This window comes from Jeotgalibaca caeni, from assembly GCF_028863945.1.
Taxonomy (GTDB): Bacteria; Bacillota; Bacilli; order Lactobacillales; family Aerococcaceae; genus Jeotgalibaca; species Jeotgalibaca caeni.
The window spans coordinates 83,282-99,079 of the sequence record NZ_JARBEA010000001.1 but is presented as its reverse complement, the minus strand read 5'-3'; the positions used below and the strand labels follow the sequence as shown (position 1 = coordinate 99,079).

Below are 15,798 nucleotides of genomic sequence, written 5' to 3'. Positions count from 1 at the left end.
CCTGACTGCGAGCCAATTTGAGCCGAAGGCACTCCATTACAAGGAGGAAAAGCGCCGACAAGAAGAAAAAGAAAAAGAAAAAGCGAGTTAGTCTTCGCTTTGACTTTCTTTTGGTCCACCAACACTATTTGACATAGAACCGTAATTTCTCATTAGGAAATTACTTGCTGTTTTTCTATTCGCTAGGTTCAAAAATAACACCAGCCGCAATACGGTCACCCGCATCACCGGATGGTTGGGATTCATAATCATCCGGGTTGGCGTGAATCACTAAAGAAGTTCCTGCTGGCTGAGCCAAGCTGTTTTCTACATCAGGGTTTAAGCTCACACCGGTCAAAATAAATTCTGCCTCGACCGTTCCATCTTCTTCTACTACTAAGTTCGGTATGTCGCCTAAGTGTGGGCCATTTTCGCTATTTTCACCATGTTCTGCATCGGTTGGATTGAAATGGTCTCCTGCTGATTCAAAGGAAGGCGGCTCAACGATCCCCTTTTCGTGAATATGGAAGCCATGTTCACCAGGAGGTAAGTCCGTTGCACTAATGGACAGAACAACTTGATCTTGTTCTTCTGTAAGCAGAGCTTCTCCAATTTTATCTCCATCTGCATTGATTAATTCTACTGTTACAGAGTCGGCTTCTTGAATGGTCGTCGTGTCGGTTGCAGCAGATTCAGAAGGAACATTTGGCGTCTGTGTGGTAGATCCGCAAGCGGTAAGTATCGAAAAGGAAGTCAATAAAAATAAAACCTTACTTTTTAACGTCATCCTAATCTCTCCTTTCTATGTGTTCAGTGTACTAAAAAGGGTGGGAGAACTCCAAAATAACGACTATCCTTTGAAAGGAAAAGAGCGCGACTATTCGAAGTGCACAAAAGAAAACAGGAATTTGTCAGATAGCGCAATAGCATATGGATTCAAAAACGCTTACAATTTGAAGTAGATAAAGAAACTCAATGTATATCATAGGAGGCACATAGAGATGGATTTAATGAAACAAGTTCAAGAAAATGTAGACCTATTATCACAAATTGGAAGCGATCCAACAGGCGGAATGACACGTCTCTTGTATTCTAAGTCATGGTTAGAGGCACAACAAGCAGTCAAAGCGAAGCTAGAAGAAATTGGCATGGAAACCCGCTTCGATGGGATCGGAAACTTATTCGGCCGTATCGAAGGGTCAGAACTGCCAGAAGAAACCATCTTGTCCGGTTCTCACATTGATACAGTAGTGAATGGCGGTACATTGGATGGTCAATTCGGCGTCATTGCTGCTTACTTAGCGGTTCAATACCTTGTGGAAAAGCACGGACAACCACGTCGCTCCTTAGAAGTTATTTCAATGGCGGAAGAGGAAGGCAGTCGTTTCCCTACTGTTTTCTGGGGCAGCAAGAACTTCGTAAATGAAGCCAAACCAGAAGATGTGAAAGACATTGCGGATTCGAAAGGCGTAAAATTTGTCGATGCCATGCGTGAGTGTGGGTTTGATTTCATTCCAGCTGAAGAACAAAAATTGCGTGACGACATCAAGGCATTTATCGAGATTCATATCGAACAAGGAAATGTATTGGAAAACGAAGGACTGCAAGTAGGTGTAGTGAATAGCATCGCTGGTCAGAGACGCTATACGATTACCTTGAGCGGTCAAGCAAACCATGCTGGAACCACGCCAATGGGTTATCGGAAAGATACCGTCTACTGCTTCAGTAAAATCTGTTCCGAAGCAATTGAACGAGCAAAAACCTTAGGCGACCCGCTCGTATTGACATTTGGGAAAGTGGAGCCGAAACCAAATACGGTTAACGTGGTTCCGGGAGAAACGCTATTCACCATCGATTGTCGTCATACAGATAATGAAACGTTGAAATCATTCACAACGGATTTGGAAGCATTCATGACAGACACGGCGAATGAGATGGGCATTGATATCAACATTGACTTGTGGATGGATGAAGAGCCTGTACCGATGGATGAAGAAATTGTTCAAACAATTGAAAAAGTAGTGAAAGAGCAAGGAATGAACTATCGTGTGATGCATAGTGGTGCTGGACATGATGCGCAAATCATTGCTCCTCACTATCCAACGGCAATGATCTTCACCCCAAGCATTAACGGAATCAGCCATAACCCTGCAGAAGAAACAAAACTAGAAGATTTGGTTGAAGGGGTAAAAGCACTGGCTGGTACCTTATACGAATTAGCATATTAATTATTTCAAAGAAAGAGTGGGATATCGAAATGGGATATAAAAATGGAAAAACAGGTTACAGGGATGGACTACTAGAATCACGTGCGGTCATTAAACGCGATAACTATGCCTTGCTTCCTCATGATGGTTTGGTGAAAAACGTTGTTCCGGGATTCGAGAATGTATCCTTGAGCATTCTGGGTTCACCGAAATTAGGCGCAACTTTTGTGGATTACATCATTACTTTCCATGAAGGCGGCCAAAACAAACGTGGTTTTGGTGAAGAAGGGGTTCAAACCTTCGTTTACGTGATTGAAGGAGCTCTAAACGTAAGTGATGGAGAAGAAACACATGAATTAACTTCTGGCGGATATGTATACTTGCCAGCTGGGGTAACCATGTACCTTGAAAATGCTCAAACAGAAGATACAGAAGTGTTCCTCTACAAGAAACGCTATGAGCCACTAGAAGGACACGAAGCACATAAAGTGGTCGGCAATATTAATGAACTGGAAGCTATTGAATACGAAGATATGCAAGATGTTCTATTATGGAATCTTCTTCCAACCGATGATTTAGGGTTTGATATGAATTTCCACATTTTATCCTTTGAAACAGGCGGGAGCCATGGTTATATCGAGACGCACGTGCAAGAACACGGTGCGTACATCATTTCCGGTCAAGGAATGTATAACCTGGACAACGAATGGATGCCGGTAGAAAAAGGGGACTACATCTTTATGGGAGCGTATTGTCCGCAAGCTGCTTATGCAGTAGGACGTGGCGAGCCGTTAAGTTATGTGTACTCCAAAGATTGCAACCGCGATCCGAAAATATAAAGTAGGTGATAGTAGATGACAGAAATCGTTACCGTGATGCCGGATGAATTGCATCGCTTAATTAAAAATAAACTAGAGTCAGCTGGACTTCGTTCCGAACAAGCTGAAGAAGTAGCGAAGCATTTAGTATATGCGGATGCATGTGGCATCCACTCGCATGGAGCAGTCCGAGTTGACTACTACGCAGAACGCATTGCAAAAGGCGGAATCACGATTGATCCGCAATTGAAATTTGAAAAAACAGGTCCTAGTTCAGCAATCTTCCATGGAGACAACGGGATGGGACATTACGTAAGTAAACTGGCGATTGAAGAAGCGATTCCTTTCGCAAAAGAAACAGGAGTAGCCGTAGTTGGTGTGTCTCGAATGGGTCACAGCGGTGTCCTTTCTTACTACGTGAAGAAGGCAGCAGAAAATGATTTGATTTGTATCGCAATGTGTCAATCAGATCCAATGGTCGTTCCTTTTGGTGGAGCAGAGAACTATTATGGTACGAATCCAATCGCTTTCTCTGCGCCGCGTAAGAATGGTCATCCATTTGTATTTGATATGGCGACCACGGTTCAAGCATGGGGGAAAATTCTTGATGCACGGTCTAAAAACCAAGAAATTCCAAATACATGGGCAGTAGATCAAGCGGGTGTTCCAACAACTGACCCTCATGATGTTGCAGGGCTCTTGCCAATTGCAGGTCCGAAGGGATATGGCTTGATGATGATGGTAGACATTCTTTCTGGAATGTTGATGGGACTTCCATTTGGGAAGCATGTTTCATCCATGTACGATAAAATGAATGAAGGCCGTGAACTCGGGCAATTATACATTTTAATTGATCCTTCACGCTTCACCAGCCTCGAGTTGTTCAAGGAAAATATGGAACAAACTTTCGAAGAATTGCATCAGATTAAGCCTGCTGAAGGGTTTGACCAAGTGTATGTGCCAGGGGAATTAGGCCAACAACGCTACGAGAAGTACAGTGTGGAAGGAATTCCAGTGGAACAAAACATTTATAACTATCTCGTGAGTGAGACGGTTCATTTTGATAAGTATGGCGGCCTCAATGCATTTGCTGAGAAAAGCTAGTTTGCTTGAAATAACCCCGATTGCTCTTTTTGGAGAGCAGTTGGGGTTATTCGTTCCTTATCCAGATGAAACAAGGTAAGATAGGGGCGAATAAAACGTTATGAAATGGGGCGAGTAGAATGTATCGAGAAATCAATATACCACAGCGGGTAATTATGACACCAGGACCTGTAGAAGTTTCTCCAGTCGTTCTTCGAGCGATGGCGACACCGATCCTCGGACAGTTTGACCCTGCTTTTTTACAGATTATGAATCAAGTAAGGGAAATGATAAAAGTTCCGTTTGGCACAAAAAACGAACATGCCTTTGCCATTGATGGGACATCACGTTCAGGTTTAGAAGCAGCACTGATTGCACTCATCGAGCCGGGGGACAAGGTGTTAATTCCCGTGTATGGTCGCTTCGCTTACTTACTAGGCGAAATTTGCGAACGGGCCCAAGCAGAAGTTACTTATCTGGAGAAAGACTGGGAAAGTGTCTTTGACCCAGAAGTGATAATAGAAGCAATTGAAATGCATCAACCAAAGATTGTGGCAATGGTGCATGGAGAAACGGCAAACGGACAAATGCAGCCACTAAGTGAGATTGGAAACTACTGTAGAGCAAACGACATCTTCTTCGTGGTAGACATGGTGGCGACCTATGGCGGAGTTCCCCTACACGTAGATGAGTGGGGCGTTGACATTGCAGTTGCCGGTACACAAAAGTGTTTGAGTGTTCCCTCTGGTCTTTCCTTGATTACCTATAATGAAAAAGTTCGGACGTTCATTGATTCACGCTACCAGCAAGAAAAAGGATTAGGTAACAATATCCGGAACGACCGACACATCAGCAGTAACTATTTAGACCTTAGTCAACTTCAAAGGTATTGGAATGAAGAGCGCATCAACCATCATACCGAAGCGACGAGTATGATTTATGCTCTGCACACTGGGTTGCGCATGCTGATTGAAGAAGGGATAGAGAATAGTTATCAACGACATGCTCAAAACGACGAAGCAATCCTCGCTGGAATTCAAGCAATGGGACTTTCTGTTTATGGAGAGCGTTCCAGTAAGATGCCAACGGTCACACCCGTCCTTATTCCAGAAGGGATAGACGGTGAAGAAGTAAGGAAAACCATGCTCCTTCATTTTGGAGTAGAGATTGCCTCTTCCTTCGGTGAGCTGGCAGGGAAAATTTGGCGGATTGGTAATATGGGCTACAGCAGTCGGAAGGAAAATGTTCTACATGTATTAGGGGCACTTGAGGGCGCTTTGCTGTATCATGGAGCGCAGATTCAACCAGGGAAAGCAGTGCCAGCAGCACTAGAAGTTTACCTGTAACGAGTGATTATATAAAGGAGGAGAATGGTTCCAAAATGTCTCCTCCTTCTCCTTTAACAAGAATGAGAGCCTTTTCAGTTAGGAGAGGAAGAAATGTCAACAAATGAAAGTACTGAGAAGACACTGGAGGAAATAAAGAAGCGCGGTTATAACGATGATGTTCTTCCAAAAACGAAAGAAAAAAGAGACATGAGTGCCGTAAACTATTTCACTTTATGGATGGGATCGGTTCATAATATTCCTAATTACGCTGCAGTAGGCGGATTCTTATTTTTAGGGTTGTCACCCTTCAATGTCATGCTTGCTTTAGTAATCAGTGCTGGTGCAGTTGCGGCGTTTATGGTTTTCAATGGGATGGCAGGATCCAAATATGGAATTCCTTTTTCCATGCATTTGCGTGCTACTTATGGGAATGCGGGGGCGAAACTGCCTGGCTTCCTACGCGGATGTGTAGCTGCGATTGCGTGGTTTGGTCTTCAAAACTACACGGGATCGCAAGCCATGCTGCTTCTGATCGGGAAAATTTGGCCAGAATTCTTGCAGATAGGCGGCGATTCTACCTTTTTCGGAATTCGTATACCGGGATTGATCGCCTTCACTATTTTCTGGGCCATCAATGTCTCGATTGGATTCGGCGGAGGGAAAGTCCTGAATAAGTTTACGGCTTTTCTGAATCCTTTAATTTATCTCGTATTTGGTGGGATGACCATCTGGGCGATTCGAGTCAGCGGTGGAATTGGAAGAATCCTAGCCTACGAGCCGACTGGAGGAGCAAGTCAAAGTCAGCCGTCTTTTCTAGTTTATCTTATGATCATCAACGCGGTGCTAGCTGTATGGGCAGCACCAGGAGCAAGCGTCTCGGATTTCACTCAAAATGCAAAAAGTACTCGCGCTCATGCAGTCGGACAAACTCTTAGTCTCTTGGTTGCTTATCTGATTTTTGCCGTATCGAGTGTGACCATCCTGATTGGCGGTTCTATTCATCTGGGTTATCAAGAGTGGAATATACTGGCCATCATTGAGCAGTGGGACAGCTTGCCTGCTATCGCGTTGGCGATGGTTGTGTTATTAATGACCACCATCTCGACAAACGCGACGGGAAATATTATTCCAGCTGCGTATCAATTGTCCGCTTTATTCCCGCGGCACATCAACTATAAAAAGGGTGTATTGCTTGCGTCAGTTATTAGTTTCCTGATTATGCCGTGGAAGCTGATGGAGAACGCAGATAGTATCTTTACATTCTTGAATATCATTGGGGCCATCTTGGGCCCAGTGGCGGGGGTTATGCTGGCACAATACTATTTTATTTTGAAGCAGAAAATAAACCTAGACCTTTTGTACATGGACTTGAAAGAGAAGAACAAAGACAATCCCTATTCAGGTATAAATGTGAATGCCTATATCGCTACAATCGTGGCTCTTGTTGTTTCACTGAGCGGACAATTCTTCACGTCGCTGGAATTAATATCTGATTTATCTTGGTTTGTCGGCGCTGGAATTTCTTTTGCACTCTATGTCTTGCTAGAAAATCGAAGAGGTGAATAGAATATGTATGATTTAATTATTAAAAATGGGACGGTAATTTTGGAAAACGGAGAAATCGAAACGGATGTAGCCGTTAAGGATGGAAAAATTGCTGCTATCGGAACCGGGATGGAACAAGCCAAAGAAGTAATTGATGCAAAAGGACTGATTGTAAGTCCCGGCATGATTGATGCTCATGTTCATATCACAGAGCCAGGCGGTGGTTACCGTGATGAGTGGGAAGGTTATGAAACGGGAACTCGCGCATGTGCGAAAGGTGGCGTAACGACGTTCATTGAGATGCCCTTAAACCAAGTGCCAGCTACTGTGGATGCAGAATCATTGCAGATAAAGTTGGAAGCCGGAAAAGGGAAAGTATGGGCAGATGTTGCTTCTTTTGGTGGACTTGTGCCGACTAATTTGGCTAGTGGAATTGAAGAATTAAGTGATGGCGGTGTAGTTGCTTATAAATGTTTCATGGCGACGTGCGGAGATCGTTCCATTGAAGGAGACTTCGAAAATGTGGACGATTACAGCCTATACGAAGGAATGAGACAGATTGCAAAGACTGGCAAGGTACTTGCAATTCATGCAGAAAATGCAGCAATCACAGACAAACTGGGGAAAATTGCGTACCAAAATGGAGAAACATCCATGGAAGCTTACGTAGCAACACGTCCCGTGTTCACAGAGTTAGAACCAATCCGGAAGGCCATTCTGTTTGCTAAAGAAACAGGATGCCGCATCCATATTTGTCACATTGCTTGTTGGGAAGGAGTCGTAGAAGTAGCGAAAGCCCGCGAAGAGGGCGTTGATGTAACGTGTGAAACGTGTACCCACTACCTATACTTCGATACAAGTGAACTGAACGAACTCGGTGCTGTAGCAAAATGTTCGCCTCCAATTCGCGAAAAAGAAAATCAAGAGCGGATGTGGGATCAGGTTCTGGCTGGAGAGATTAACTTTGTCACTTCAGACCATTCCCCGTGTACCCTAGATTTGAAAGACAAGGACAACGCCTTTGAAGCATGGGGCGGAATTGTCGGTGTGCAAAATAACGTAGATATTCTCTTCGATGAAGGTGTACAGAAGAGGGGAATGACGTTGGTACAATTCGCTAAGGTGATTGCGAGTAATCCTGCAGACCGCTTTGGGTTGCATCACAAAGGGCGGATTGCGATTGGAAAAGATGCAGACTTTGTCCTGATCAAACCAAACACAGCCTACACGTTGGCTGCGGAAGACTTGGAGTATCGAAATAAAATTAGTCCGTACATCGGCAGGACCATAAATGCTCAAATTGAGCGCACAATTCTCCGCGGTCAAACGATTTATACGAGCGAAGCCGGAGTAGTAGAGACGCCAAGCGGAACATTCTTGTTAAACAAGGGAAGTGCTTCGATTAAAACACGTCCCGTTCCAGAAGAAGATACTGAAATGAAGAAAGCACAAACAAATTAAAAATCAGGAATGAGTCCGCGACTCATTCCTGATTTCTACTCATTATTTTCTGACAGCTCTAGTGCGAGACGAATATTCAAACTCACATCAGATCCAGTAAGCTTAAGTCCAACAATTTCTTCGCACCGTTCAATTCTATATTTTACAGTGTTTCGATGGATGTATAACTCGTGAGCAGTCTTGGTTATTTCACATTGATTATCTAGATAGGTTTTAAGTGTTTTTCGTAATTCAATTAAGGAACTGTCATCTGGAAATGCTAACTCTTTTAATGTGGAAGTAACGAAGTAACTCACTTCGTTTTTGTCTAAGTTATTGAATAGCTGCAAAATACCTCTAGGACGATAATAATTAAACCGTTCTTTTTCTAACATCGACAATGAATTCTTATAGGCAAGTTTTGCTTGGGTATAGGAATCGCGTAGATGATGGAGCGTTTCGCTACTATGTCCAAAGGAAAAAGTAAGGAAAACGGGTATAAATTGTTCGACTCGTTCGGCTAGTGATTGGAGTTGCTCCTCAATATTAGGAATTTCTGATTGAAGGATTAATAAGGTTTCCTCGTTTTGTTTGATCCGTGCTAAGATCGCATTAGGAATTTGCTCTTCCAGTCTCTCTTTCAACCAATTGGTGACGATTTCATTTATTTCCATTTTGTATTTAATCTTTTGTTTAGCTTGATTCTTCACAGAAATATCAATGTAAATCATTTGATAGTGTTTGGAATCAATGATGCCAAATTTGTTGCTGATTTCTAAAAGATTCGAACGATTTTGTTGTACGGTTTGTTGGTCTAGCAGCAAGTTTAACAAAATATCACTTTGAATCGTAAGTTGAGATTCACTGATCTTCAAGTTTTTATAGAGGGTATAAGACAATACCAAGACGGCTTGCTCTAGGGCAAATGAGGAAATCGGATATGGAATATTTTCTGGACGGAACACAACCATGTAGTAAGGGATGTATTGATAAGAATGGATAGGGTAAATCGCTACTTGTAATTCTTTGTCATCCACATCTTTGATTAAGAAACTGTCCACTTCTAAAATGTTGCCTCTTCTTGACTGGATGATCTGATTAATGTAATACGGAGCAGGGAAACGGCTGCTTTGGAAGTATTTGGAAGAAGCAATTTCTTCGTGAAAAGGATTAAGCAGCAAGACTGGGGTATGGAACATTTTTTCTAGTTCCATGACAAAGAGCCCAATGTTCGCGTCATTAATGATTAAATTTGAAAAGGTTTTTTGAATATCTAGAGCATAGAAAATTTCTTCTTGTTTTTTATCCCATAGAAAATTCATCATGTGATGCAGGAGCGTACCTAGAGGAAACGTACTTGGAATGGAAATAATAGGGAATCCTTTTTGGTCGGCATATGCTAAAACGGCATCGTCCACCATTCCTAAAAATCGGTTCACTTTTATCGCCAGGCCTGCTACTTCTCCTTCAATTAAGGAATCAATGAAAGAAATCAATCCTTCTTGATCATCCTTAAAGGACATCGCGGTAGTCAGGATTAGTACATTCTTAGGTATGTAGTAGGATACGTCCGGTGTTTCGGTAATTTCGACACTTTCAACTTTGTGATCGAGTCTTCCATGCTTATTCAGTACTTTTAGACTTGAGAAGCGAGGAACTGCTAATAGTTCTTCTAATGTGCTCATAATTCTTATCTCCTCCCACTTCATCTTAATAGAATAACTTTCAAATTGCGATAAATTTATACCTTTTGTATAAAGAAAATATAAAATTTGTTCAAAACGAATGGTGTAACCGTTTTTATGAAAAGGTATTATGATAGTAAGAAACAGGAGACATATCGGTTTACCTGGAGTTGTTTCATATTTTGAAGAGAAAGGGATGGCGCGAAAGAAAAGGAATCCGGATACAAAGGTATATTGTGATAGATTAGCAATAATTTTCGAATGAAGATCGGAGGAATTATAGAAGATGGATAGAACAACGAATCAAACAGGTTCCATGGAATATTGGAAAAAAATAATTATCCTTTTATGTGCAGGTTGGATCACCATTTGGATTTATCGCTCGGCGTTATCCCCAGTTTATCCACAGATTAGAGAATCACTTGGTGGAGACGTTACAGATACAGCGCTAGGATCGATTTCAAGTTTTTACTTCTTAGGTTATGTTTCCATGCAAATTCCAGCAGGATTTTTAGTGGATAAAATTGGTAAGAAAAAAGTACTTATTCCAGGGTTTTTACTCTTCGCGCTAGCGGCATTTTTAATTTCTCAAGCAAATAGCTTAACGATGATTTACGTGGGTAGCGTCTTGGCGGGGCTTGGTTGTGGATCTTACTATGGGTCCGCTTACTCCTTGACTTCTCAAAACATCCCGAAATCAAAAAGAAGTTTCTCTACTGCCATCGTAAATAGTGGGTCAGCAATCGGTTCTGGTCTTGGAATGATTCTCTCCAGTTACTTAGTAGCACAACGAGGACTTCCTTGGCAAGTAATGATGTATATTGCCATCGTTATGATTTTGTTGATGGTTGTTGCCTTTACTTTCGTTATTAGAGGAGCTAAAGAAGATAATGCTCATATTGAAGCACAAGCTGCAGAAGAGCAAGCAAAAGAGAAGAAACCAAAAGAAAAAGTTTCCCTTAAAACCTTGCTAGCACCACGGATGTTGTTTGCTTATCTTCTATACTTTGCTGTTTGTTATGCATACTATATGACCGTTACTTGGCTGCCAAACTTCTTGGGAACAGAACGTGGATTTGAAGGATCAGCAATTGGATTCTCCTCTTCCTTAGTTGCCTTTGCATCTATTCCAGGAGCCTTGTTCTTCAGTAAGCTAGCTGACAAATACATGAACCACAAAGTTAAATTCATCATTGGCTTGAACTTGTTGGCAGCGGCAATGTTGTTGTTGACTGTACAAGCAACGAGCTCAACTTTCTTATTAGTTGCATTAATCATGTATGGATTCTTAGGTAAGCTAGCAGTAGAACCAATCATGATTGCTTGGCTAGGTGAGAACGCACCGCAAGTTGGAGTAGGAACGACATTGGGAGTGTTCAACTTCTTCGGAATGATGTCATCCGTTATCGCACCAGCTCTAACGGGTACTATTTCAGACCAAACAGGATCAAAAGTAATGGGCTTTTATATTGCCGTAGTCTTGTTAGTAGTAGGTACCATCTTGTTTATGTACTCTGCAAGAAGTTCGAAAAAAGCTACAGCATAATTTAATCGATTCATACAGGAAAATAGACCATTTATCTATTTTCCTGTATTTTTATATCACCTTGAAAGGGCTTTTATCTCGGTGAAGAGAATCAGGAGGTCAAGTAGCAGATGAAAAAGTTTTTGAGTAATATTACCAATCAAGTGCTGATTGCTACTGTATTAGGCGTTATTGCTGGGATTTTGTTACCGGATATGATGGGTAATGTAAAATTTATTGGAGATATTTTCCTCCGTCTGATTCAAATGTCGGTAGTTGTATTAGTAATGGGCGCAGTTATCGAAGCAGTAGGCAGCCTAGAACCAAAAGAACTAGGAAAAATGGGAGCGAAAGTCTTTGCTTGGTTTATGGGATCTACCATATTGGCAGCAGCATTAGGCATTATTTTAGGATTAGTCATCCAACCAGGTGAAGGGATTGATACATCTGCGTTTGATGTTGAGGTGATTGAGACGTCTTCTCAGACTGTTTTCGAAACCATTACGGCATTCTTCCCAACCAACGTTATTCAGGCAATGGCAGATGCCAACATGATTCAAGTCATTATTTTCGCCATTCTTTTTGGATTGGCTCTGGGGCTCATCAAAGATGAAGGGAAAAATAGCATACTGATTGACTTCATCACAGCCTTCAACAACACCATCTTGAAGATGATTACGATGATTATGAAGCTAGCTCCGATTGGGGTTTTCTGCTTAATTGCTCCAGTCATCGGCCAGGTGGGAATCGCGGTCCTCCTTACGCTAGCGAAGTTCTTAATGGCGTTTGGCATTGGGACATTTTTATTTTTAACGATTTGGATTTTTATTACGGCGGTTTATTGTAAGGTAAGCCCGGTGAAACTAGCACAGAATATGTGGCGGATGACAATTGTTGCCTTGACGACTACCTCTTCAGCAGTGACTTTGCCTGTTCAACTGGAAGACGGAAAGAACAAGCTGGGAATTAGTGACCGTATTTCGAAATTTGTCATCCCATTAGGAATGTCTTTGAACAGTAATGGGTTAGCGATGTTTCTTTCTTTGGCGATCGTAACCTTCGCTCAGTTTTATGGAATTCCGATGGGGCTTGGCAACTTAGTCAATGCGGTTATTCTCTCTACCTTAGCAACACTAGGTACGGTTGTCGTTCCAGGAGGCGGGTTAGTTGCGTTAGCGATGGTCATGCCGGCACTGGGATTACCTACAGAGAGTATTGCCATCTTAGCCGGAATCGACTGGTTCTCCGGTATGTTCCGCACCGTACTAAATGTCGATGCAGATACAACGGTAGCGCTCATCATCGCAAAAGACGAAGACGAGTTGGATTATGATGTTTTTCGTGCATAATAAAAATAATTTGTTGGGCGGATTGCACAAAGTGCAGTCCGCTCTTTGTCTACATTGGATAAAAATCTGTTGAAAATTTATCTTTTGCATTCATTGTATCCGCATACAAAAGAAACTAAAATGGGAACCAATAGGAGGAGAGGAGGCAAGTTGGTTTGTTGGACAGGTGTTAGTCAAGATTCATATCTGCATTCGAAAAGAGGGATTACGATGAAAAAAGTTATTTTTACTTTGTCCGTTTTGCTAGCTTCTGCACTATTTGTACCTCATCTCGTTTTTGCATCGTCTGCTCAAGATTTAACGACTATTCCAGCACCGGAAGGGTTGATGGGAATCATTAGTATTCTACCCATTATTATCATTCTCGTGTTGTTGTTTATGAAAGTGGATATGTTATTTGCTGGCTTAATTGGTGGAGTTTTATCGATGATTATTGGCGGAATCACATTAGGTCGAGCGAATGAACTGTTACTTTCTTCCATTCCAGCAATGCTGACCATCACGGTTCCAATCATTAACTCCGCAATTGCAACTGCCGTATTTAAATCGGGTGGGTACGCTTCTGCATTAGCCTTGGTACGGCGTGGGATTAAAGGTCGAGTAGAATATTTTGCTGCTTTTATTGTACTCTTGATGGCTGCAGCAACGTATATGTCCGGTATCGGTGGAGGAACGGCAATGGTATTGGCTCCTCTCGCTTTTGCAGCAGTCGGAGCTGTTCCGGAGTTGATTGCTGCTATGTGTTTGGCTGCAGCGGTATCCTTTACAACTTCTCCAGCTTCTTTAGAAACAAGTATTGTTTCTCAACTTTCAGGAGAGAATGTAGGCAATTACGTTACCACGATGCGTCCTTACTGGATTCTCTTTACAATCATCGCAATCTTAATCGGATTCTTTGGGACGAAAATGAGAGGGGCAGCCTTCTTAGGGGAAGAGTCAGAAGAAATCAAAGCAAAATCAAATCGAGAACTTTTGATTAATACCATCCCGGCTATCTTCTTGCTGTTCGCGGTTATTGTCGGTCCTTATATCAACAATGCAGTCGGCATGCCGATTCTTGGACCTTTAATGTATTTGGTTATTACCATTGGACTGATTGCACTCTGTACAGACTTCAACATCAAACAATCCTCCACAGCACTTGTTGACGGGTCGCAATACATCTTAACTCGTTTATTCCAAGTGGGAATCTTCATTACCTTTATCAATATCATTGGTGAAACAGGGGCATTTACAGTTATTGTCAATGTAGCCCAAGCAGCTCCAGCTGCCATTTTGGTTCCGGCTTTGATTGTCGCGGGCTATGCAATCGGCGTCCCTGCCGGTGCCTATGTAGCAACCATTCTGGCATTGATTCTTCCAATTGCGGTTTCCTTAAATTTACCGCTTCTAGCCGTCGGGTTAATTACGATGGGAGTTGGATTAGGAAGTCAGATGAGTTTCGTCAATATCACGATGCAAGCACAATCTTCTGGATTTGATATTCCGATTCTACAAGTAGTAAAAGGAAACTCCAGATATATTTTGGCATCACTCGTCGTATTAGTGATTATCGGTTTGGTTATGGTTTAAGACCATAGAGAGAGGAGAACACGATGGATATTTTATTGAAGAATGTAATTGTAGATGAGTCGAACGAGTTAGTAGATATTGCGATTGAAGCTGGTACGTTCAAAAAAATTGGTAAAAATGTACCAGAAGATGCAACTCGTGTCATTGATGGCGGGGGAAGGGTGGTTATTCCCGGACTAGTAGAGTCTCATATCCATCTTGATAAGGCTCTGATTGCCGATCGGTTACCAAATAAATCCGGTACCTTGCAAGAAGCACTCCGCGTTACGGCTGAATTGAAATCGACCTTTACGCGCGAGGACGTAAGAGAAAGAGCGGAACAAGCGCTGCAAATGATTATCAAACGAGGAACAACCCATATTCGAACACATGCGGAATTTGATCCAGTAGGTGGATTCCACGGTTTTGAAGTCATTATGGAGTTAAAGGAAAGATACAAGGACTTCGTTGATATGCAAGTCGTTGCGTTTCCGCAAGAAGGAATCTTGAAATCTCCTGGAACGGAAGAATTGATGTACAAGGCGATGGATATGGGGGCGGATGTAGTAGGGGGAATTCCTTACAACGATACAGATCCTAAAGAACATCTAGACATTGTTTTTGAAATCGCGAAGAAATACGATAAAGATATCGATCTGCACCAAGACTTCAAAGATGATTCAGAAGGCCAAACCATTGAAATGGTAGCGCAAAGAGCCATTGATGAAGGCTATGTAGGGCGCGTATCTGTAGGTCATTTGACTAGTTTAGGCGCGGTTCCAGATGAGCAACTCAAACCAATCATTGAATTGATGGCCAAAGCACAAATAAACGTAATGGCTCTGCCGATGACTGACTTGCACTTAGGCGGCCGGCATGACGAATATAATGTCCGCCGTGCAGTAACACCGATTCGTAAACTACGAGACGGAGGTGTGAATGTGATTGTTGCGACGAATAATATTCGCAATCCATTTACTCCTTATGGAAACGGAGACTTAATGCAAGTTGCAATGCTCGCCATTCCAGTTGGACATTTAGGTGGAGCAGATGATCTGCATACCGTCTTGCCAATGATTACCAAAAACCCAGCCAAGACTCTGAAGTTTGAGGACTATGGCATTCAAGAGGGTAATTCAGCGACACTTGTGTTACTGGATAGCCATCGCTACCAAGATGCAGTCATTGATATCCCGGACCGTTTGATGGTCGTGAAACGTGGAAAAGTGACCGTTGAACTGGATAAAAGTATTCAAGTTGACTGGCCAGAATAAAAACAATAAAAGGC

The 15,798-nt window shown here is 42.3% G+C and carries 11 protein-coding genes and 1 pseudogene; 10 read left to right on the top strand and 2 right to left on the bottom strand.

Annotated elements, in window-relative coordinates:
* Positions 1–175: 175 nt before the first annotated feature.
* Positions 176–766, bottom strand: a complete 591-nt coding sequence (locus PVE40_RS00405; RefSeq protein WP_274729905.1) for a superoxide dismutase family protein — start codon at positions 764–766, stop codon at positions 176–178.
* A gap of 214 nt (positions 767–980) precedes the next feature.
* On the opposite strand from PVE40_RS00405, the gene allC reads away from it, so the two are divergent.
* From allC to allB, 6 genes and pseudogenes are all read left to right on the top strand, one after another.
* Positions 981–2,207, top strand: coding sequence for an allantoate deiminase (gene allC / locus PVE40_RS00400; protein WP_274729904.1), 1,227 nt, complete (start codon positions 981–983; stop codon positions 2,205–2,207).
* 29 nt (positions 2,208–2,236) lie between these two features.
* Positions 2,237–3,025: a (S)-ureidoglycine aminohydrolase gene (gene allE, locus PVE40_RS00395; protein ID WP_274729903.1), complete on the top strand. Its 789-nt coding sequence runs from the start codon at positions 2,237–2,239 to the stop codon at positions 3,023–3,025.
* Positions 3,026–3,040: 15 nt separating this feature from the next.
* Entirely contained in the window at positions 3,041–4,108 is a 1,068-nt protein-coding gene (allD, locus tag PVE40_RS00390) for an ureidoglycolate dehydrogenase (protein ID WP_274729902.1), read from the top strand.
* A 119-nt stretch (positions 4,109–4,227) separates the two neighbouring features.
* Positions 4,228–5,433: a pyridoxal-phosphate-dependent aminotransferase family protein gene (locus PVE40_RS00385; protein WP_274729901.1), complete on the top strand. Its 1,206-nt coding sequence runs from the start codon at positions 4,228–4,230 to the stop codon at positions 5,431–5,433.
* Positions 5,434–5,526: 93 nt separating this feature from the next.
* Positions 5,527–6,981, top strand: a complete 1,455-nt coding sequence (allW, locus tag PVE40_RS00380; protein WP_274729900.1) for an allantoin permease — start codon at positions 5,527–5,529, stop codon at positions 6,979–6,981.
* A 3-nt stretch (positions 6,982–6,984) separates the two neighbouring features.
* Positions 6,985–8,346 (top strand): annotated as a pseudogene (gene allB, locus PVE40_RS00375) (allantoinase AllB); the annotation flags it as partial.
* A 110-nt stretch (positions 8,347–8,456) separates the two neighbouring features.
* Here the strand turns inward: allB and PVE40_RS00370 are convergent.
* Entirely contained in the window at positions 8,457–10,085 is a 1,629-nt protein-coding gene (locus PVE40_RS00370; protein WP_274729899.1) for a PucR family transcriptional regulator, read from the bottom strand.
* Positions 10,086–10,371: 286 nt separating this feature from the next.
* Here PVE40_RS00370 and PVE40_RS00365 point away from each other — a divergent pair, with 286 nt between their 5' ends.
* The 4 genes from PVE40_RS00365 to PVE40_RS00350 all read left to right on the top strand — a co-directional run bounded on the left by PVE40_RS00365 (position 10,372) and on the right by PVE40_RS00350 (position 15,784).
* A complete protein-coding gene (locus tag PVE40_RS00365; protein WP_274729898.1) occupies positions 10,372–11,631 on the top strand; it encodes an MFS transporter in 1,260 nt (419 codons plus the stop codon).
* 110 nt (positions 11,632–11,741) lie between these two features.
* Positions 11,742–12,959 (top strand): dicarboxylate/amino acid:cation symporter, encoded by a 1,218-nt coding sequence (locus PVE40_RS00360; protein ID WP_274729897.1) that lies wholly within the window; start codon positions 11,742–11,744, stop codon positions 12,957–12,959.
* A 210-nt stretch (positions 12,960–13,169) separates the two neighbouring features.
* Positions 13,170–14,531, top strand: a complete 1,362-nt coding sequence (locus tag PVE40_RS00355) for a citrate transporter (protein ID WP_274729896.1) — start codon at positions 13,170–13,172, stop codon at positions 14,529–14,531.
* 23 nt (positions 14,532–14,554) lie between these two features.
* A complete protein-coding gene (locus PVE40_RS00350; RefSeq protein ID WP_274729895.1) occupies positions 14,555–15,784 on the top strand; it encodes an amidohydrolase family protein in 1,230 nt (409 codons plus the stop codon).
* Positions 15,785–15,798 lie beyond the last annotated feature (14 nt).

Coding starts and splice junctions, on each gene's coding strand:
- PVE40_RS00405 (WP_274729905.1), bottom strand. CDS start 766: ATGACGTTAAAAAGTAAGGTTTTATTTTTATTGACTTCCTTTTCGATA.
- allC (WP_274729904.1), top strand. CDS start 981: ATGGATTTAATGAAACAAGTTCAAGAAAATGTAGACCTATTATCACAA.
- allE (WP_274729903.1), top strand. CDS start 2,237: ATGGGATATAAAAATGGAAAAACAGGTTACAGGGATGGACTACTAGAA.
- allD (WP_274729902.1), top strand. CDS start 3,041: ATGACAGAAATCGTTACCGTGATGCCGGATGAATTGCATCGCTTAATT.
- PVE40_RS00385 (WP_274729901.1), top strand. CDS start 4,228: ATGTATCGAGAAATCAATATACCACAGCGGGTAATTATGACACCAGGA.
- allW (WP_274729900.1), top strand. CDS start 5,527: ATGTCAACAAATGAAAGTACTGAGAAGACACTGGAGGAAATAAAGAAG.
- PVE40_RS00370 (WP_274729899.1), bottom strand. CDS start 10,085: ATGAGCACATTAGAAGAACTATTAGCAGTTCCTCGCTTCTCAAGTCTA.
- PVE40_RS00365 (WP_274729898.1), top strand. CDS start 10,372: ATGGATAGAACAACGAATCAAACAGGTTCCATGGAATATTGGAAAAAA.
- PVE40_RS00360 (WP_274729897.1), top strand. CDS start 11,742: ATGAAAAAGTTTTTGAGTAATATTACCAATCAAGTGCTGATTGCTACT.
- PVE40_RS00355 (WP_274729896.1), top strand. CDS start 13,170: ATGAAAAAAGTTATTTTTACTTTGTCCGTTTTGCTAGCTTCTGCACTA.
- PVE40_RS00350 (WP_274729895.1), top strand. CDS start 14,555: ATGGATATTTTATTGAAGAATGTAATTGTAGATGAGTCGAACGAGTTA.